This window comes from Psychrobacter muriicola 2pS (genome assembly GCF_904846535.1).
GTDB classification, from domain to species: Bacteria; Pseudomonadota; Gammaproteobacteria; order Pseudomonadales; family Moraxellaceae; genus Psychrobacter; species Psychrobacter aquimaris.
In genome coordinates, this window is record NZ_CAJHBC010000003.1 from 188,887 (window position 1) to 209,860 (window position 20,974).

The window sequence follows — 20,974 nt, forward strand, 5'->3', positions numbered from 1 at the left end:
ATACGCAAAAAACCATTCTATTATTGAGCCATTATGTCCTCTCGCGCCACCGTTTCTTTATATCATATGATTTGGGCAAACTATCGTCTGCCTTTTCTTAAAGTCATTTTACTTAATTTGGTGAATGCCGCGGTCAGTGTGGGCATCATCGCTTATATCAACCACACCTTTATCAGTCAGCCTGTATTCAATACCTTATCGTGGTTGAGCTTAGGGCAGTTTACTATGCTCGTGCTGTTATTGTTGGTGACCACCTTTGTGTCGCAATATGCACTCACACGCTTGGGGCATCAGTTTGTCTACGAGCTCAGAACCAAGCTGGTCAAACAAATCATCGATACTAATGTCCCGCAAATAGATCATTTGGGTAGTGCGCGATTACTCGCCAGCTTGTCATCAGATATTCAATCCATTACCGTTGCTTTTGTCCGTATGCCAGAACTGGTGCAAGGTGTTATTTTATCGATTGGTGTGGCGCTTTATTTGGGCTGGCTCTCACTGCCATTACTACTGATAGTCATATTTTGGATTGCAATGACAATTTGGATCAGCACCATTTTGGTCAAGCATGTGTATCATCACCTAAGAGCCATCAGAGAAATTGACGATGCACTGTATCAAGATTATCAATCGATCATAGATGGTCGCAAAGAGCTGGCATTAAATCATCATCGCGCCGAACTGATATACACGCATGATTTTTTAGATCATGCAAAAACCTACAAAGAGCGCGTCATCAAATCAGACACTTATCATTTATCAGCCGTGAACTGGTCTAACATTATGATGTTCGCCGCGATTGGCGTGGTGTTTGCCGTGTCAAATTATCTCGGCATCTCGATGGGCATCGCCACCACTTTTTCTTTAACGATTCTATTTATGCAGTCACCGCTGCTCCATGCCGTCGGTGCCTATCCAACATTGCAAACGGCTCAAGTCGCCCTAGACAAAATACAATCGTTAGAATTGGCTGATTATCAATCAGCATTTAGAACTGGCAACACCAGCCAACACTGGCAAACCATCTCGCTGACTGATGTTAACTATCGCTATAATGTTTCCAATAACAGTGGTGACAACAATGCCGATGATGTCGATGCTCAGACATTAACAGCCAAAGACAGCGGCCGCTCTAGTGATATTTTAAAAAACGTCAATTTAACGCTACAACGAGGCGATGTAGTGTTTTTGATCGGGGCCAATGGTAGCGGCAAGTCTACGCTGGCCAAGATTATCACAGGCATTTTCACGCCTACCACGGGTACAGTAAATATCGACAAACAACCCGTTGATTCACAGAATAATGCTGATTATAGACAACTGTATTCTGCTATTTTTAGCGATCAGCATATTTTTAAGCAATTGATTGGCAGACAAGGACAGCAGCCGGACGAATCACTGGTAAATGCGTGGCTGCATAAATTGAACTTGCAAGATAAAATAAGTGTGGCTGATAACCAGCTGTCTACGGATAAGCTATCGCAAGGACAACGCAAACGCTTGGCTATGCTGATCGCAGTCGCTGAACAAAAAGACATCTTGTTACTCGATGAATGGGCTGCCGATCAAGACCCTGCTTTTCGCCGAGTGTTCTATCAGACACTGATACCTGAACTAAAAGCATTGGGTAAAACGCTCTTTATTATCAGTCATGATGATGGTTACTTTGAACATGCTGATCGACTCTTGCTGATGAAAGAAGGTCGCCTCATTGAGCTTAATGCTGAAGAACGACAGCGTGCCAGTGCCGATGCAATCTCAATGTTGAAATAGTACCAGTTCCAAAAACAAAGCAACAATGATAACAAAAAAGGGGCGTCTGTCTAACAGATGCCCCTTTTTATACTCAAAAACAAAATACTTATTCAATGTACTCTTTTATTTTAATAATTTCTGTAAAAAACCAACCCGTGAAATCACTAAAAAGTCCAATAGCGCAATAACCACAATCGCAATGATGGCGGTTGGGAATATGATAGCCACTGCCAACAAAGGAATAGCGAGCGGCCACCAAACGGTAAAACGCTGCCCACGAGCTGGCGGATTGAGTCCACAATTTTCCTCACTGGCATGACGCGGACGACGCTGCCACCACATGACATAGCCACTCACACACATGGCAATCACCGATAGACAAAACAGTACATTGGCCAGTAAGATCCACCAGCCGAGCGTGCCCATGTGCAGCGCGAGACCTGCCGCCATAAATTTACCAAAAGCATTATAATCATCAAAACGTATATCCGCCAAGATATTGCCCGAATAGCGGTCGATATGTACCGTGCGATCAGCTGTTGGGCTCTTCATATCATAACTCATGGAGTCTTGGCTAAGCGTCCAGACGCCAGTACTACCTTGGGGCAGATTTAATTGATAACGCCCGTTAAAACCAATTTCACGAGCAAATCGATCTACTGTATCAATCATAATCGGTATATTGGGTGCAATACCATCTTTCCCCATGGTAGTGCCTGATACTGGCATCGGTGTCAGTTCAAGCACCCAAGGCACTTCTTTGGCTTTGCCTGAATTTAGGACACTGCCATGCGTAGGTACGACAGCGGGCGTCGACCCATGAACGTGCGGCGCGGCATCAACGTTATCCATATCCATACCAGCGTGGTGCTGACTGTGGTCGATAGACGCCGGTACTGGTGCCACGCCCCACTTCCCTGCAGGAAACTGGCTCCATGCTTGTACGACTCTCTCGCCCCATACGCCTGCCCACGCCATTCCTGATATACAAAAAAACAGCAGCAACACAGATATCCAACTGCCCAAGGTCGCATGAACGGTACGGATAAATGAGCGTTTTTTCTTATTGCTCATAATGTCATTAGGGATAAGCATGGCTTTGATTGATCTGCATTTTTGCCACCATAGATACCAGCCAGACAAGATCAGCAAAATGGTTAATGAGGCAGCGGTTTCTAGAAGATAATCACCAAATTTACCTAATAGCAAATCACTATGGATACTGTCAAAGGTATAGTACAAATTGCTATTCGCAGGACTACTATCAACGATATCAGCTGTGTAAGGGTTCACTGCCACCATATTATCGTGATCTGCTGACTTGATTTGGAATAAGGCAACCGTATCCGTATCGCGTGGTGCAATATATTTTATCAGTGTACTGTCAGGTAGCGTACTTAGCGCATTCTTTGCTTGCGTCGCGATAGGAGCCTGAACCGTCGATTCTGGAATAGCGACAGTTAAACGGTCATTATCACGGCCTGCGGTGTTGGACATAAACAGCATACCGAGTGCGGTACACGCTAGGATAACTAAAAAAGGCGCGACAAACATCCCTGCATAAAAATGCCAGCGCCATACCGTAAAATAGCGTTGGTTGTTAGTAGATTGACGTATGGGTTCGTTCATAAATATGACCTTTAACAACTCTGATTGCTCGATAAACAACATGGATCTATCAATAGCGGTACTTAACAATACTCACTTGTTTACTTACGCTCAGATATACGCGTGCATCATACGAGAAAAGTCATTTAAACACCATCGGTTATGACAATAATTATCGTCATATTGGGACGTTTCCTCAATTTGCATGATAGTCATCTTAAGAGGCTAAAAATGGAACTCCCTTACTCAATATCTCATTAAAAAAGCCTTGTTTGTAAGTTTTAAATGATAATAATAATTATTAATGTTACTATTCCTTTTCTTTTGCTTTCAACACTCCATAACAACTCACAAGGAAATATGATGCGCTTTGTCTCAACGTCTAGATTTGGTCGTCAAAAACGTTTAACGGTAGCAGTGCAACTGGGCTTGGCAATGAGTCTGAGTCACTCAGCTTATGCTGAAGATATATCGAATAGCCTCAAAAATAATAGCGCAGACAACAATGAAGCCAATATCGACCATAGCATCAAAACCAGCATTGAAAGCACGCTTAAGAACGATAAAACTGAGAACAATGAGACTGCTGGGCCATCAGCCACTTTGGATGCTATTACTGTCTATTCAGATGGCTATCGTAGTACTGGCACCAAAACCGCCTTAGACCCCAATGATGCGCCCATGAGCTATACCAAAATCGATCAAGCGCTATTACAAAAACGTCAAGCAGACAGTGTCAATGCAGCGTTACGTTATGAGCCAGGAGTGAGTGCGGAGAGCCGCGGTACTGTGTCTATCTTTGATGAATATAATATTCGCGGTTTTAAGACCTACTCCAACTTTTATGATGGGCTAAGATTGCCTTATGATGGTGCTTGGAATTTGATGCCGCAAGTAGACATTTATGCAACTGAAGCGGTAGAAGTGTTAAAAGGCCCAGCATCTTCACTCTATGGCTACGCGTCACCCGGTGGTATGGTCAATCAAGTAGCCAAAACGCCAAAAAGCACCCAAGCATCTGAGGTGCAGGTGCAGCTGCGACTTGGCAATCAAAATCTAAAAGAAATAGCAATCGATACGACAGGCCCTGTTTCAGACACGCTCAATTATCGTTTGGTGGCATTAAAACGTAAAAAAGATGGGCAAATGCAGACCACCGAAGAAGAGCGTACACTGATTAATCCCTCACTTGAGTGGCGACCAACGGATGGTGTCTCTGTTCTTGCCAATCTCTTTTATCAAGATGACCCAGAGATGGTGCCTTCCACTCCGCTGCCTGCCGTTGGCACTGTCTATAATGCCAGCTATGGCAAACTGGGGAGTGATGCTTATGCGGGCGACAAATGGAATCGCTTTAGCAAAGAAGTATTTATGCCCAGTGTCACCGTCAATTGGGACATCAATGATAAGTTAACGTTCAAACACATACTTCGCTATACCGATGCAGAGTCTCAGCAGCGTAATATGTATAACAATAAACTTACTGAGGGTAGCGATAAGATATTGAAGCGTAGCGCTTACACTACCGATGAAAGTATGACCAATTGGACCACAGACAATCAGCTTGCTTATAAACTAGATACTGCCAATACCTCCCATAACCTGTTGTTCGGGGTTGACTATCAAGAGACTGACAGTGCTGCCAACTATCGCGATACACTGGCAAATAAAGCACCCTCTATTGATCTGTCCAATCCTGATTTCTCTCAGATCAATCCTGATACGCTACCACTCGATACCTACTCCCAAAAAGATGATATCGAGCAAAGCCAAATGGGTATCTATGTGCAAGACGAGATGACGTGGCAAGATTTGACAATCGTGGCTGGACTGCGTCATGACAACTTCAAAAGCCGTAACCATCAGATATTTGCTAGTGAAGGCTTGGTATATAATGAGTCAGATACAAACAATGATGCCAAAGAGACCAGCGGGCGCATCGCTGCTATATATGACTTTAGTAATGGCTTATCACCTTATGCTAGCTACTCGCAATCATTCCAGCCCGTTGTTGGCAGTAACTCTATAACTGGTAAATCATTTGAGCCTACTACCGCCGATCAGTTAGAAGCCGGTATCAAATATCTCTCTGCCGATCGAGCCACACAAGGGACACTGGCCGTTTTTGATATCACACAAGAAAACGTCATAGTTTCAGAACCGCCTAACTATGTGCGAAAAACTCAAACAGGTGAAATCACGTCCAAAGGATTCGAGGTTTCAGGCAGCCACCTACTCAATGACTGGATAGATATCAATGCAGGCTACAGCTATACCGATGCAGAGATTACCGAGGACGAGTTCAACCCTGAGGTAGTCGGTAACACGCCAGCGCAGACTGCCAAGCACAAAGCGACGCTATGGGCAGATTATTACGCCACAGATAAGCTCACTCTCAACGCAGGCGTTCGCTATGAAGGCGGTATGCAACTTGATAAACAAAACTCAGATGAGCTACCAAGCGTGACTTTGGTAGATATCGGCGGCAACTATCAAATCAATCCGATGCTCACTGTCGGTGCTAGCATCAACAACCTCTTTGATAAAACCTATGTCGGCACTTGCTATGACATCAATAACTGCTGGATGGGACCTGAACGGCAAATGTCAGTCAGTCTAAAAGCCAATTTTTAATCATCTCAAAACTGTTTATTGATTAAATGAGCAAAATTCCATACCGCCAATCATACTTGTTGAAAGTGGTATTAATAATGAACAACCATCAAATCAGTTTGATGGTTTTATTCTGATGGTTTAGTCACAATATAATAGAAAACACTTTGAGCACTACCGTTATAAAAGAAGGAAAATATATCATGGCAAAACCCAATCCAAGATTACTTGAAGTCATTCGTACGACATATATCACGCCAAATATGTGCCGTGTCACGCTTGGTGGTGATGATTTACTAGACTTTCCAATCGATCAAGAAAGTGCTTATATCAAACTCATATTTCCTCAGGGCGAAGATGCTCGACCACTGATGCGCACGTATACTGTGAGCATCCAACGTAACGATGAAATCGATGTCGATTTTGCTTTGCATGAGGCTGAAGGCCCTGCCTCGACTTGGGCGCGAAATGCGCAGGTGGGTGACCAAATATTGGTGGGCGGCCCCGGCCCAAAGAAACTCATCAACAATGATGCCGATTGGTTTTTATTGATTGGCGATATGACTGCCCTACCAGCGATTACTGTCAACCTTGCCCAGCTGCCTGATGATGCACGCGGCTATGCTGTACTTGAAGTGACGACTGAGGCGGATCGTCAAACCCTCCAAAAGCCAGAAAACATCGAAATCCACTGGGTCATTAATGCCACGCCAAATGCTGATAGCAGCCCATTACTTGCGCACACTAAAACCCTGACTTGGCTGACAGGACAACCTGCGGTTTGGGCGGCTTGTGAATTTCATAGTATGCGCGCCCTGCGCCAGTATTTTAAAGCAGAGCGTCCGATAGCAAAAACGCATTTATACATATCGAGTTATTGGAAAGTTGACAACACCGAAGATCAGCATAAAATCGAGAAGCGCAATGATGCAGCAAGCGTCGACTAATAGGGTCGATTCACTTTAAAAAGAATACAGCGATGCTGGGATGAATTTTTCGATGCCTCTGGAGTGCAAAGCGCACAGCAAGCGAGGAAAGTTTATACCAGCAGAGTACCATATCTATCGTATCTTTTTTATATTGAACGGACTATACGCGACGTGCATTTATTATTTTGACAGTCTTTACGCTTCTTTAAGCGATGCGATGATATTCAATGATTCATCGTGGCGCTTAAGGGATTTTTTTGCTGTTTGTTGAAGTAGAAGAGGAAAGAAAGACGTTATTCGCCACAATCTTTCAAAAGTTGCCTCAAATCAATTACTCTCTATAATCTTTCACCTTACACAAATTGAATATGCCTGACTTCAGAACTTTGTTTAAGGAGCATTTTCAAAACCAGCATTGTTAATGGCTTATATCAATAGCAACGCGCTTCATTATTTGATAATCTCAATATATTGAGTACACGCTATAATATAAAAAAGGTGAAGCCATCTAATGATAATATTCCGTGAAAAATGGCTTTGGGCATTGTGTCTTGCAATATTAGTACATGTAGGATTTTTCTTTATCTTCTATTTAAATATCACTAAAGAAGATCAGGCACAGGCGGCTGATAAACCTGTAAATACAGCTAAGACCTTGGTTACGACTGATGTAAAGAACGATTACACACCCAGTATTGCCAAAACCTATACTGAGACCACCAATCAAAATACAAATCTTGATAAAGTCCGTCAAGATGATGTTAAGGAAACCAAGCGGACGACCAATGCAGAACCACTTAATACATCAAACGAAGAAAAAACAATGGCTTCTCAAAATGTTGAATCAGGTAATAACTCCATTTCTAAAGAACTAACTCCTACGCTCAAGAACAGAATCCAAGACAATCAGAACCTAAACCCTCGATCAGATGAAAATCCTCTGACTATGGCTTCAAACAGTGATGAGACTTTAGAGAATATCAAAAACCGTGCAGGCTTACTGGCTATAGATACGCCGAGACAATCATCTAATATCCAACTAGATAAAGCGTATCTTGCAGCAAAATCTGAAGTGGACGACATTAATAACCAACTTAGCGCTGCCATCAATGAAGTTAAAAAACGCAATCAACAAAAAATTGATGAGAGACAGCAACTAAGGAATGGCGCTAACACGACAGAAAATCAAAACAGTACTGGGATTTATGAACAAGAAATTAAAAATGATGGATTATAAAAATGCTGATGATTAAAGCCTTACCGCTCACCCAGACCTTCTGATAAGGTTTTAGTAATAGGTTTGGTCAAGTAAGATAGTACCGTACGCTCCATCGCTTTTATATCTACAGAAGCGGTCATACCTGGTTTGATGACAATTTTGTCTTTCCGGCCCTCGAACTCAGCGCCAGTAATAACGATCAATACTCGATAGTAAGGCTCTTCTCCTTTGGGCGTTTGCTCCATTAGCGTATCTGGACTAATGTAACTGACGGTGCCATTCATCGCACCAAATATCGAATAATCATAGGCATCAAGCTTGACGTTCGCATCTTGACCTTCTTTGACATAAGCAATGTCAGCAGGACTGACCTTCGCATCTATGACTAAATCACTACTGGTCGGGAGAATCTGCATGATGGTTTCACCCGGTTTGACCACACCGCCAATAGTCGTCACATTGATATTGTTGATCTTACCTTCTGTCGGTGACAGCAAACGCTTTTCCTCTAGTACTTGCAAACTGTCTCGCAGCTGCTCAAGCTCAGTATCTAGCTCCTCTTGTGCTTTGGTCATCTCAGCTTGAGCTTCTTCAAAATATTTATTACGCTTATTATTAATTTGCGCCTCAATGTCAGCGACTTGACGACTCAGCTTTATGACGTCTGCCTGACTGACATCACCGTATTCTAATAACGGCTCATTCATACTCAGCTCTTGTCTAGCCAGCACGAGCATTTTTTCAAGAGATGCGACATCTTCATTGATTGCTTGCCGACGGCGATTATAAAGCGCCGTTTGGTTCTGTATGTACTCTGGATAATTTTTAACATCTTTCGTAAATACCAGAGGCGTTTCAAAAATTTCTGCATTGAGACGCGCCAATTTGGCTTTCAATGCCGCTGTTTTAGAAGCAGAATTGTCTACTGCTGCTTTTGCGCGCTCTTCTTCTAAAACAACCAGCAACTGCCCTGCTTTCACCTCTTGACCTTCAACAACCGCTAGCTCTGTTAATACGCCACCTTCTGATGCTTGAATTTCCTGCGTTCGAGCACTTGCAATCACCGTTGCTTTGGCACGCGTTACTTGATCAATTTTGGCAAAGGAAGCCCATATGAGCAAACTCACAATACCGACTAAAGCAATCCAAATATTCAATCTTGAACGGCCAACGTTCAGTTTAGTGGGCATATATTTGTAGTCTGCCATATCTATTGACCTTGAATATGTGTTGAATTTTTGGTGATAATAGGCTGTATCTTGCTGTCTTTATCTGCTGATTGACTCGTCTGGTTCTTTGTTTGCTCTTTCGTTCTTAACTCATCAAGAACGGCCTGTTTTGGACCATCTATAATGATACGTTGATTGTCCATGATAATAATTCGATCAACCAATGCTAGTAATGCTGTTTTATGCGTAGAAACGATAAATGTCTGTCCATTGGTCAGCTCTTGACGCAAAACTTGTAGGCAACGTTGCTCTTGCCGGTTATCCATAGAAGCGGTAGGTTCATCGAGTAAAAATACATTTGGCTTGGTCAATAATAAACGAGTAAAGGCAACGAGTTGCTTTTGTCCGCCTGACAGTCCGCGTCCGCCTTCACTAATAGGCAAATCCAGACCGCTCGAATGGCTCGATACCAAGTTGATCAGTCCTGTTTTTATCAATGCTTCTTGGAGCATGTCATCGTCAGGCGCCGCCATTCCTATCAGTAAGTTCTCTCTTAATGTTCCTTGAAATAATCGATGATCTTGTTGCAAGTACCCCAAGCGCTCACTTAACGTTTCGCGACTGATCTGATGTATATCTAAACCGTCTAATAAAACCTGCCCTTTCGTAGGGGCATATAGTCCCGCCAGCACTTTTAGTAAAGTGGACTTACCTGATCCTATGGGCCCAAGTATGGCGATACGCTCCCCAGCACGAACGATTAGTTTATTAATCTTGATAGCAGGTCTGTCATTGTCCTTATAGTTAAATATCAGGTTATCGCACTGATAAGAACCATTGATACGACTGGGTGATAAAGGATACGCGACGTCATGATTATCTTGTTCTAAGTCAAACAAGGATTCAATATTCGATTTAGCAGCTTTGGCATGAGCATATTGCACAAGCAAACTTGGTATAGCCATAACAGGCGCAAGTACTCGACCGCCAAGTATTGAGCAGGCAATCAATCCACCCATCGTCATGTCGCCCTGCATCACCACAAATGAGCCTACAATCACAATGCCAACGTAGCTCACTTGTTGCAACATTTGCGTGAAGTACGTTAAATTATCATTAGCGTGTTTCATGTCTAGGTCATTTTTGATTGTCAAACTCATGACATCAAGCCAGCGTGACAAAAACTTCCAATTGCCCGCACCTGCTTTTATTGTCTCAACGCCTTCTACCGCCTCTACTAACAAGCCTGTTTTATAATAAGAGGCCTTCGCACCTTCAGCCGCAATGGCATCAATGCGTCGACGAGCTGACAATCCCATCACTATAGCGATCAAAGCGGCTATCACTGGTACGAGCGCAACAAACGGCGACCCAATAAAAGCCACCAAACTGATAAAAATAATGGTCATCGGTAGATCGACCAATCCAAATAAGGTACTGGCCGTAAAAAAACTGCGGACTTGTTCATAGCCACGTAACTGCGCTGCCATAGAACCAACCGATCCTGGCATCTGATCAATGCGTACTTTAAGCAATCGCTGGAATACTTCGCGAGACAAATACTGATCGAGTCCCACAACCACTTTGTCCATAATCCTTGATCGTGAGAATTTCATAAACGCTTCGAAAATGATAACGAGAAACACACCACTGGCTAAGATAATGAGCGTATATTCACTACGTGTTGGTATCACTCGATCATAAACTTGCATGGAAAATAGCGACACTGCGAGTGCCAGCATATTAATCAAAAAGGTGGCCATAACCGCTTCAAGCAAAATGCCTTTATAATTGCCCAAGTCAGACTTAAGCAATTCAGAAAAAGAGACTTTGCGCTGTTTGATAGGCTCGTCTTTTAAACGAATTTTGAGTATTAACGAAAACTCATTAGTACGTGTGTGAACTTGGTCTTTTTCTTGGCGAAAATTCCAGCTTTTTTGCGGGGTTTGACTCTCAATGACACCCCATCCTATATCAGGACGATAAGCCAGTAAAGGCAAAAAAGCGGCGTCTGGTTGTTCTAATATTTCTGGTATATCTGTTATACCGATACCTTTTAGAACAGCAATGACTCCGCCTATTTCCTGAATACTTTGGCCTTTATTTTCAGGTCGCTCACTATGTTTTTTGACGATATCATTCAGACGTATATTATCTACCGGATACCCTTGCTGACTGAGTAAACGCCTGATAGCATCTACTAGGGTTGAGGCCATATCAATCTGATCAAGATCGTTATGCGACTCACCCTGACGAATAAAAGCAGCTTCTGTCTTTTTTAAGTTTGAACTCATATTCATCGCTTATTGAGTATTTAGGACAGCCATCCATTGGTAGCCCTGATTATTTTTAGTATCGTTTCGCTTAGCGGACTTCATTGTCCTCAACGATGGGCGTAATGCTGTAGTCTTCGTTCAACATGATATGTTCGCCTCTATTAAGGCTTTCTTCCGCAGCGGCAGGTAATCTGATCTCTATATACTCATCATTTAACTTTTCATCTAATTCTGATTTATAACCCAAGTTACGGCTTGATCTTTTTTTATCCTGTTTATTTAGCCACTCTTTTACTGGGTCTATCGGATTAAATAAAGTTACGGGCTTACGATTATGTCCAAACTGTTGCCACGGCATAACGCCAAAGTCCACTTGCAACCGATGAAACGCGCCCAGTATATCTGCACGCGTTTGTACCAGCTGTACTTGATAATCATTGTGTTCACGAACGGCATTCAATACTTCAAGCCACGACTTACGACCAGCGATAAATTGCCGACGATAAGAGCTCACCACGATCTGTGCGCCTGCAACGGCAGCGACTAATGAAGTCTCTCTGTCTTTGGCACTCACAAACTGCTGATACTGAACCTGAATGTTTTCTATCACACTGCGACGTGCTGCTTCTTGAGTTTGCACCAAACTGTTGACTTGGGCCTGTGATGCTCGTGCTAAAGCCAAATTAGAGAAACCTGCACCAGGTGCATAACTCAGCCCCAGTGAGAACTTCCCTTCATTTTCACTGTCTTCATGATAGTAGGCATGCTCATATTGGGCATAAACAGTGGGATATCGGGCAGCCTGCTGAGACTCGACCCCTTGCTTGGCCGATTCAATCTGAAACTGTTCTTTTACGATGATAGGGTTATAAAAGCTGAGCTGATCAAATGCCATTCTTTCAAAATTGCTTGATTGCTGTTTGGCTTGATTCACGAGCACCTTGATATTTGGCAGGTTCATTGCACTGACTTGAGACAATGGCTGACCAATGATTTGCTCAAGTCTAGCGGCTGCAATACGTTGCTGCTCGACTGCTCCTTGATAAGCCGTTTGCTCCTGCAAAATACGATTCGTCACCAGATCAAGCTCAATACGAGCTGATACCCCTTGATTGACACGGCGCTGCATCATGGCTTCAAATTCGTTCAGCTCTTTTAAGGCATTAGAATGAACTTCTTGTTTTGCGATAGCTTGAATATAACTTTGCCAAGCATCAATGGTTGTCTTGGCCACGAGGTTTTGTTGCTCATAGATATACTCAACTGCCGCTTTGTCATCGAATATTGCTTGGTTAACATCTGCTGTGAGCTTACCGCCTGTCCATAAAGGCTGACGAAGGGTCACTTGTGAGACAAAATCATTGTCCCTATCGTAGCCTGAGCTCACACTTGGCGTCGGCAAAAGATTCAACTTAGCGGCGTTAATACCTTCTGTTGTTGCTTGTTGACTGGCCCTCGCTGACCCCACTAAAGGATGCGTCTGAATGGCTTGAGTAATCAAACTATCGACTCGTAAGTCCTGTACTGCTGCTTGCGCTGTCATAGTCAAACACGTACCAACCGCCAAAAGCGCAAAACAATGACGCAGGGGCAATTTACGAATTAATTTTTTTTGATTTAACAAATTATTCATATTAGGGTTCAGTAGTTAGCCATATAAAAATATCTTTGAATACGTTTTGATATTTTTACTCTAAACCTTACTAAAACTTATCTGATAAGGCAAACAGATAATGAACAAATAATGAACAAATAATGAACAAATAATGATTAATTTTATAGATAATACATAATTAAAGATTAGTGCTTAGTATTAATAAAAATAACTTAATAATGAATATGTTTTTTTATAGAATTACTTATGAAATTAAATGATAGAAAAATTAAAATCCTGACTCATAAAATTAAATATAAAATTTTTAGACTAAAAAACGCTAACAGGTTTGGTTTGAGTACCAAACCTGTTAGCGTCATTAAAAATTCTTAAATTAATACACACAAAATAGATTAAAAGTAACTATTCATGATTTTTTCAGACAGCTCATAACAGTTATCTCGACTCTCAGCGCCCAAAACAATACTGATATAATGCATATCATCATCAAGCCAATAATTGACAAGATTAGAACCAATACCCATTAAAGTACCTGTTTTCAACCCTTTAATATTTGTGTGAGAGCGCATAAGCCTATTGGTATTGATAACTTTTTTACCATTAAACTCAAAAGACTTTAGAGAGCAGTAGGAAGCGATTGCAGCATATTGACTGATAAATACTTTGGCAAGCTTACTCATATCTTGGGCAGTCGTATAAGCGTTTTTCTCAAGTCCTGAAGAACTGGTCCAATGACTGTCTGTCAGGCCGAGTAAGTGTGACTTACGTACCATTTGCGACACAAAATGCCACTCAATACTAGAATGCCAGCATGCTAAAGCAAATGCTGCCTCATTAGAGCTGGCGATTAAAGCGGATTCAATAAGTACTAGTAAAGGTACTTTTTCCCCTTTTTTATAAAACTGATAGTATCCACTGCTACCCTTTAATAAGTCTACAGGCATCTCAATCAGAGTCGTTACAGGATCAACCTTATCCTGTTTTACTTTATCCCATACCAACATAACGGTCATTAATTTAGCCAGCGATGCCATCATTTTTGGTATTTTTGGCTGAATAGCCATAATCAAACGTTGGCTGCTTAACTCATTGTTCTGTAGTTTAAAACTCTCTACCAGTATGGCGGCATCAGTGTTAAAAACATTCATAGCAGTACCTCTTACCTTAGTGGCTTCTATGTCTTGATTGCAGACAACTCAGTTTTAATCATCTAAAAAAATTTTATTAAGTCCGATACCGTTAGATGCTTTGATAAAAATATGGTCACCATCTTTAATAAACGTAGGTAGTTGGATAGTCAAAGCTTGTGTATCTTGAAAACAATAAGACGCTATATCTGATTTTTTAAGCGTATCAACCAATACTTTGATCTGTTTACCAACCAAAATTAAAGTTCTAAAATCCATTGTTTCAATGACAGACATCAGTGCTAAGTGATACTTGCTACTATCATTGCCAAGCTCCAACATATCACCCAAAATTAATATTTTTTGGTGAGCAGGTACGGCTACTTGCTGAAAAGTTTCAAGCGCAGCTTGCATTGATAATGGATTGGCGTTATAAGCTTCGTCATACAGTGTGATTGGTGTACCTTGATAACTCATTTCAAGTACTTGTCCGCGTCCAGCAACGGCTTCAAATGACTTCAACCTAATAATGGCCTCATGAATAGACAACTGGTAATGCTTGACCACTGCTAAGATAGCCATCGCATTTAGTACCATGTGTTGACCACGAGTCGTCAGATTCAAAGTATAAGTCTGACCATCAATAACAATCTGTGCTTGGGCATTTTTTTGAGTATAGCTTAGCAGCTTAATCATAGCGTCATCATGCTCACCATAGCTGATAACGTGAACGCCCCACGTATTCGCCAAACGCTCAATCAAATCATATTGCTCAATATCTCGGCAAACAACGGCTAAAGAACCAGGAGCCATACCTTCAAAAATACGCGATTTTTTGAGTGTAATATTTTCAACATTATAATGATACTCAAGATGAGCGGGTGCAATATTGGTAATCAAAGCCACATCAGGGCGTACCAAATCCGTATTGGCAGACATAGACCCAATGGCCATTTCCAACACCCAATAGTTGATGAATTGAGGCATACAAGCCAAATTCCACGCGATACCTGCTGGTAGATTTGCACTAGATTGCGTATAACCAGCCTCGCCAAAACCATTTAAAGTATGGGCTAACATATGGACTGTCGTGGTCTTCCCTGCACTACCCGTAACACCAATGACTTGACCACCAAAGGCTTGCCGAGTATAACGACCAATATCAATAGTCGCTTGGCGCACAGTGTGCACGTACAATACGGGAACGCCTATGTTTTTATAGGCCAATAAATCATCGGTAATAATTGCGGAAGCCCCTTTTTTTACTAAGGCCTCAACCGCTGTTTTAGCCAGATAGCCTACCGCCATGGTTTTGCCTCGAGCCACTATCATCTGACCTGATTCAAAACTTGGTGGCCAAATACAAAGGCCTGTCGCCGACCAATCTTTTGATGGTGCGACCAGCCACCTTCCCTTGGTGGCTAATATAAGCGTACGGGCTGTCAATACAGATTTTTCTAAATGCGGGTTATTTACTTCGGACTGCTGCGGTTTTTCTGCGTTATTTGTAGGGGTTATTTTATTAGTGCGCTGATACTGCTTAGTCGCTACTCTTGGATACTTTGCTGTTTTCAAAAAATTTAGGTACGCAATCAGTCCAGATAGATAATGCTCCACATCATCAATGCGTAATCTAAACGAATGATGGCGAATGAAAAAACCATGCAAAATAGTCTGCGGCGCTTTATAAAACATCGCCATCTCTGGAAAGAAAAAACCATTCATTAAATGATTGGCACGCACATGTAGTGCCTGATAAAATCTTTGAATATCAAAACTCTCCAGCACATCATAAAACTCTGGATGTTCATCCAATTTTAAAAGCATTTTGTGAAATGCCATTGATAGCTCGAGCAATGTAGGAAAAGTGGTGATACGGTTTTTGATAAAGTCGGTATAGCCTGCGATGTTATTAACCGCGAACTGGAAGTACTTTTTTTCAGGTTTGTAAATGACAAGCTCATTTGAGCAATAAGACAGCCAATGATCATGCGCTTGGTGGTGTTTGGCTTTGATAAAATAATCAAAAGCACGAGTCACACAGTCGAGCCAACGCTCATCTTTGGCCAAGCCATATAAACGCATCAGCGCAAATGCGGCTTCTCCGTCATAATAAATGATACGGTTTTTTGCTTTTAGGGATAGATCTTGACTATGTAATACATGTACAAAGCTACCATCCTCTTGCTGCATAGCAACGATGCCTAGGGCTAACTTATTTGCTAAATTAATATAATCAGTAGCTAATGGTGTCTCCGTAAATACCTGCAAATACTTAACCAGTGCGAGTATGGCGACGGCATTTGCCCCCAGTTTAATTTCTCCACCAGTATCTACTACATAGGCTTTATCATCATAGACGTGAATCAATTGATGAGTCAGATAGCTCATTGCCTTATCAATACTGCTCTGCATCTCAGTCAAACTTGGCTTGGCAGGTATCGCTGATGCTGTCTCTGAGCGGTCGATGGCATCCTCAACATTGCGACGATCTAAATGACAACAGGCTTCATAACCTTCTATCAGTGCATAAGTACTACTGGCATGACGTAAGCTATTATAAGTATCTATCGTGCGACCAAAGCAGGGAAAGTGACCATATATATATTGCCCAGAAGGCTGAACTTGTCTGGATAAATAATGTGTCGCCAGCTCAATGATAGGCTGGGTAGAGTCTGCCGATAGTGGTAACAGCTTACGATGACCTTTAAAGCGTGGCTGTATATCAAGGTTATGACACGCGCCCGTATCCGCATCAATAAATATACCCGCGGTGTTAAAGCTGATTACTGGCAAATCATCGCTAAAATTAGGGATCTGGCTACTACCATGGCGAGTTTTAAAGTAGACATTCAGATTGGTGGTATTTACCTGCGCATGAGTAACGGTATTCCCTGCGTATAGACAAGCATTGGCATTTAGCTCCATTTCTGTCAGCAGTAGCCACGGCTCTCGTACGCCTACAAAAGCAATACCTGAGCGATAGTAATTTCTTTTAAAGTTTTTTAGACTTTGCTGTAAGTTTGCCCAAGTCATTAGCGACGCTTGATTGAGCCACTCAAGTCTTAGCCAAGTAATGGGTGATTCAAAATTTTCTGATAATTTGTCAATTTTTGCAATAATAATAGGCAGTATGTTTGCAAAATTATCAAAGCTATTGATAGTATCCGCTTCAAGTTTTTTCACTAAATCATCAACAATAAAACTAACTGTTTTAGCTTTTTTATGACCATCAGATACAGACAAAACAAATGTGTTAAGCAAAGTGTCAGTCGCAATATTTTTTATACGATTATTATTATCTAATTGAGTGATATGATTTTGTGACCAATTATCATAAATGGCAGAAATATTATCCTCTAAATAGCTCATCAAACGCTTAATTTTTGTATATTCATCCATGTTTTTATGATCCCTTATAATTTTTATTTTGTAATACTTTCGAAACTAAATATAAGGCAATTATATTAAAAATCTATATTTGAACACTATTAACTGTACCCTAAAAGAATTAGGTATATAGTGCGAAAAAACGCTCCCATTTCGAGAGCGTTTTGAATATCTAAATACGATTAGCCAATATTAAATAACATTAGTGATATTAGTATCGATATAAATCTGTGTAGATACATCCTCACCTAATTGCCAAGCATTGTATATGTCAGTGCCTAAGGTAGTCTGTTCAACGTTAGACCAGCCATCACCCTCTAAGTTAACGGTATCATCACTATCACCTTGGACGTAGATAGCAGAATTAATATCTTCTGCTGCTATGTTTAAGATATTAGCACCAATACCACTGATATCGATGATATCAGGTTGCATAATATCAGCTAGACTGATAGCTTGATCAGCACCCTCAAAGCTTAGGATATCGAATCCTTCATCTGAGACTAATAATGACATCTGAGGAAGATCGATAGCATCAGCATCATCTGCCAGTGTGAAGCTATTCTCTAGCATCATACGAGCCGAAAATGGCACAGGCGGTGTGTAATCACTAGTGATGTCTATGCTAAGCGTAGCGTTATCCGTATTACCATTACCATCATCAATCGTGTATTCAAACTCATCCGTCTGACCAATCCCACTGACATTCTTAGTCGGCGTGTAAGTATACGAACCGTTAGAGTCTATGACCAGCGTACCATAGTCACCTACAATAGTAGTCTCGCCACTAACAGGATCACCATTGACGCTAGTCACTGTTATCGCTTGTCCAACACCATCATCATTGCTAGTGACATTGCCGATGATTGGGGTCGCATCTACAATAAGATTATTAGAATCCGTCAGTATGCTAGAGTCCGTTTCGACATTTATTCGAGTCAACGCTCCAAGATCTAATAGCGTACCGGCATTACCAACAACGACATAGTACGTCGCACCGCCAGAGAAAGTGTTAAGTTGCAAAGGTGCACCTTCCCAACTTCCCAAAAGAGCACCAGCGATGCCTGGACTATAATCGAGCCAGTTTGTTTGCACCTGAACCAATGAAGCTTGGTTGCTACCATCCACTTGCCTATAAATAAGAAGATCAAGATCTTTGTCAGTCCCAAGATTTACCCCTAAAAGCTCATCCCCGCCGCCAGATACAGTAATCTGCTGTGTGGTACCAGTCGCTACATCTACCGTAAACGCAGTGCTTGCGGTCAGCAGATTAACGCTGACCGTATCACCGATCAGACCAAGGCTAATAAGACTGCCAACATCTCCACTAGGGCCACCATTGAGGGTTGTTACGGTCGGTGCCACTGTAAGATCAGTAGAGTTCTGATCATTAACAGCTATCGGCGCGACCGTGTCAATCGCGATATCGGCAGTGGCTGCAGCCCCTACGTTTCCAGCAGGGTCTGTTGCGGTGGCCGTTAAGGTCTCTGGCCCTTCGCCCATGGCAGCCACGTTTGCTTGAGTGACAGCAATGCTCCAGGTATTTTCAGCCGTGACGATGGCGGTACCGATCACGGCACCTGCGCCATTGGTCAAGGTGATGGTGTCACCTGCGACGCCCGTCCCGGTGACGTTAAAGCCATCCGCTGCTTCTTGAGCGTTGACGATGTCATCCATCGCAACAGGACTGTTGATGGTTGGGGCAAGAGGTGCGGTGGTGTCAACCACACCTACAGTATCAGTCAAGGCCTCTGAGGTATTACCAGCAGCATCTGTGATGGTTGCTGTGACGTCAAGTGCTTCACCTTCAACAGGTGCTGGTACTTTAACGGTGACGCTGCCATTGATAAGGTCATCAGGTGTCACGGTTTGTTCTATACCATTGACACTTACGATGTCACCAGCAACCGCATTGCCTGGAAGACCGACGATGACATCCACATTACCATCTATATCAGTCTCATCAGCTGTGATAAAGCCATCATCATTGCCCACCGTGGTGGTGAGCGGCGCATCAGGCGCGACCGTGTCAATCGCGATATCGGCAGTGGCTGCAGCCCCTACGTTTCCAGCAGGGTCTGTTGCGGTGGCCGTTAAGGTCTCTGGCCCTTCGCCCATGGCAGCCACGTTTGCTTGAGTGACAGCAATGCTCCAGGTATTTTCAGCCGTGACGATGGCGGTACCGATCACGGCACCTGCGCCATTGGTCAAGGTGATGGTGTCACCTGCGACGCCCGTCCCGGTGACGTTAAAGCCATCCGCTGCTTCTTGAGCGTTGACGATGTCATCCATCGCAACAGGACTGTTGATGGTTGGGGCGTCAGCGTCAGCATCAGCATCAGCATCAGCATCAGCGTCAGCGTCAGCGTCAGCATCAGCATCAGCATCAGCATCAGCATCAGCATCAGCATCAGCGTCAGCATCAGCATCAGCATCAGCATCAGCATCAGCATCAGCGTCAGCATCAGCGTCGGCATCAGCGTCGGCATCAGCGTCGGCATCAGCATCAGCGTCGGCATCAGCATCAGCATCAGCATCAGCGTCGGCATCAGCATCAGCATCAGCGTCGGCATCAGCATCAGCATCAGCGTCAGCGTCGGCATCAGCGTCGGCATCAGCGTCGGCATCAGCGTCGGCATCAGCGTCGGCATCAGCATCAGCATCAGCATCAGCATCAGCATCAGCATCAGCATCAGCATCAGCATCAGCGTCAGCGTCAGCGTCAGCGTCACTGTCATCATCGTTGTTAGAGTTAGAGAATGTAGCGCCTATTAACCCTACTCCTGCAAGACCAACTAGCCATGGCAATGCATCAAAGCTCTCAGCTTCTGTAGCACCTACCCACCAAGGTGTCGCTTGGGCATTCCCACCTAGCGCCTGACCTTGTATATCACCCATCTGTAGCTCAGTGACATAATCTGCCACTTCACCTGTATCAGGAATATAGTAATAATAACTACCATCTTCAGCGACGCCAATGAGCGCGCTATCAATATCATCATAGAATCCTTCAATAATAAGATCAGGGTCTAGACTGTCATTTTCAAAAGAAATATGAAGATTTTTATCTATTCGCTTAGTAACAATATTGTTCGGAGCTCGACCAGTTGCTTCATCAAGGAGCTCATAATTAATTTTATCAGCGGCTTTTATTGTAGTAGGTGTGCCCTGCTTTGTGACGACCTTGTGTTCAGCAACCGTTTCATTTTGCGTGTTTACTTTGACAGTGATAGTGCTCATAGAATCATCCTTGATTAATTAATTCTAAATGAA

11 protein-coding genes are annotated in these 20,974 nt (G+C 42.8%); 4 read left to right on the forward strand and 7 right to left on the reverse strand.

The features are described from left to right. Positions 1-33 precede the first annotated feature (33 nt). Complete coding sequence (locus JMX93_RS05550) at positions 34-1,773, forward strand: multidrug ABC transporter permease/ATP-binding protein (protein WP_499204109.1); 1,740 nt, start codon at positions 34-36, stop codon at positions 1,771-1,773. 105 nt (positions 1,774-1,878) lie between these two features. Here JMX93_RS05550 and JMX93_RS05555 read toward each other — a convergent pair whose 3' ends face one another. Further along, the gene (locus tag JMX93_RS05555; protein ID WP_499204110.1) at positions 1,879-3,384 is read right to left on the reverse strand and encodes a PepSY-associated TM helix domain-containing protein; all 1,506 of its coding nucleotides are present in this window, start codon (positions 3,382-3,384) and stop codon (positions 1,879-1,881) included. Positions 3,385-3,726: 342 nt separating this feature from the next. On the opposite strand from JMX93_RS05555, the gene JMX93_RS05560 reads away from it, so the two are divergent. From JMX93_RS05560 to JMX93_RS05570, 3 genes are all read left to right on the forward strand, one after another. Beyond that, the gene (locus JMX93_RS05560) at positions 3,727-5,997 is read left to right on the forward strand and encodes a TonB-dependent siderophore receptor (RefSeq protein ID WP_499204111.1); all 2,271 of its coding nucleotides are present in this window, start codon (positions 3,727-3,729) and stop codon (positions 5,995-5,997) included. A gap of 182 nt (positions 5,998-6,179) precedes the next feature. After that, a complete protein-coding gene (locus tag JMX93_RS05565) occupies positions 6,180-6,923 on the forward strand; it encodes a siderophore-interacting protein (RefSeq protein ID WP_499204112.1) in 744 nt (247 codons plus the stop codon). A 493-nt stretch (positions 6,924-7,416) separates the two neighbouring features. Next, a complete protein-coding gene (locus JMX93_RS05570) occupies positions 7,417-8,142 on the forward strand; it encodes a hypothetical protein (protein ID WP_499204113.1) in 726 nt (241 codons plus the stop codon). A 20-nt stretch (positions 8,143-8,162) separates the two neighbouring features. Here JMX93_RS05570 and JMX93_RS05575 read toward each other — a convergent pair whose 3' ends face one another. The 6 genes from JMX93_RS05575 to JMX93_RS05600 form a co-directional block, all read right to left on the reverse strand. Further along, entirely contained in the window at positions 8,163-9,332 is a 1,170-nt protein-coding gene (locus JMX93_RS05575) for a beta-barrel domain-containing protein (RefSeq protein ID WP_499204114.1), read from the reverse strand. A 2-nt stretch (positions 9,333-9,334) separates the two neighbouring features. Continuing rightward, entirely contained in the window at positions 9,335-11,587 is a 2,253-nt protein-coding gene (locus JMX93_RS05580) for a type I secretion system permease/ATPase (protein ID WP_499204115.1), read from the reverse strand. A 70-nt stretch (positions 11,588-11,657) separates the two neighbouring features. Beyond that, positions 11,658-13,202, reverse strand: a complete 1,545-nt coding sequence (locus JMX93_RS05585) for a TolC family protein (protein WP_499204116.1) — start codon at positions 13,200-13,202, stop codon at positions 11,658-11,660. 374 nt (positions 13,203-13,576) lie between these two features. Next, the gene (locus JMX93_RS05590; protein WP_499204117.1) at positions 13,577-14,332 is read right to left on the reverse strand and encodes a D-alanyl-D-alanine carboxypeptidase family protein; all 756 of its coding nucleotides are present in this window, start codon (positions 14,330-14,332) and stop codon (positions 13,577-13,579) included. 54 nt (positions 14,333-14,386) lie between these two features. Then, positions 14,387-17,713 carry a UDP-N-acetylmuramoyl-tripeptide--D-alanyl-D-alanine ligase gene (locus JMX93_RS05595; RefSeq protein ID WP_499204118.1) on the reverse strand — a complete coding sequence of 1,109 codons (3,327 nt, stop codon included), beginning with the start codon at positions 17,711-17,713 and terminating at the stop codon, positions 14,387-14,389. A gap of 180 nt (positions 17,714-17,893) precedes the next feature. Further along, positions 17,894-20,941, reverse strand: a complete 3,048-nt coding sequence (locus JMX93_RS05600; protein ID WP_499204119.1) for an Ig-like domain-containing protein — start codon at positions 20,939-20,941, stop codon at positions 17,894-17,896. Between the last annotated feature and the right edge of the window lie 33 nt (positions 20,942-20,974).

What these genes read in the sequence shown, in the direction of transcription:
- JMX93_RS05550 (WP_499204109.1), top strand. Translation starts at nt 34, where the DNA reads ATGTCCTCTCGCGCCACCGTTTCTTTATATCATATGATTTGGGCAAAC.
- JMX93_RS05555 (WP_499204110.1), bottom strand. Translation starts at nt 3,384, where the DNA reads ATGAACGAACCCATACGTCAATCTACTAACAACCAACGCTATTTTACG.
- JMX93_RS05560 (WP_499204111.1), top strand. Translation starts at nt 3,727, where the DNA reads ATGCGCTTTGTCTCAACGTCTAGATTTGGTCGTCAAAAACGTTTAACG.
- JMX93_RS05565 (WP_499204112.1), top strand. Translation starts at nt 6,180, where the DNA reads ATGGCAAAACCCAATCCAAGATTACTTGAAGTCATTCGTACGACATAT.
- JMX93_RS05570 (WP_499204113.1), top strand. Translation starts at nt 7,417, where the DNA reads ATGATAATATTCCGTGAAAAATGGCTTTGGGCATTGTGTCTTGCAATA.
- JMX93_RS05575 (WP_499204114.1), bottom strand. Translation starts at nt 9,332, where the DNA reads ATGGCAGACTACAAATATATGCCCACTAAACTGAACGTTGGCCGTTCA.
- JMX93_RS05580 (WP_499204115.1), bottom strand. Translation starts at nt 11,587, where the DNA reads ATGAGTTCAAACTTAAAAAAGACAGAAGCTGCTTTTATTCGTCAGGGT.
- JMX93_RS05585 (WP_499204116.1), bottom strand. Translation starts at nt 13,202, where the DNA reads ATGAATAATTTGTTAAATCAAAAAAAATTAATTCGTAAATTGCCCCTG.
- JMX93_RS05590 (WP_499204117.1), bottom strand. Translation starts at nt 14,332, where the DNA reads ATGAATGTTTTTAACACTGATGCCGCCATACTGGTAGAGAGTTTTAAA.
- JMX93_RS05595 (WP_499204118.1), bottom strand. Translation starts at nt 17,713, where the DNA reads ATGGATGAATATACAAAAATTAAGCGTTTGATGAGCTATTTAGAGGAT.
- JMX93_RS05600 (WP_499204119.1), bottom strand. Translation starts at nt 20,941, where the DNA reads ATGAGCACTATCACTGTCAAAGTAAACACGCAAAATGAAACGGTTGCT.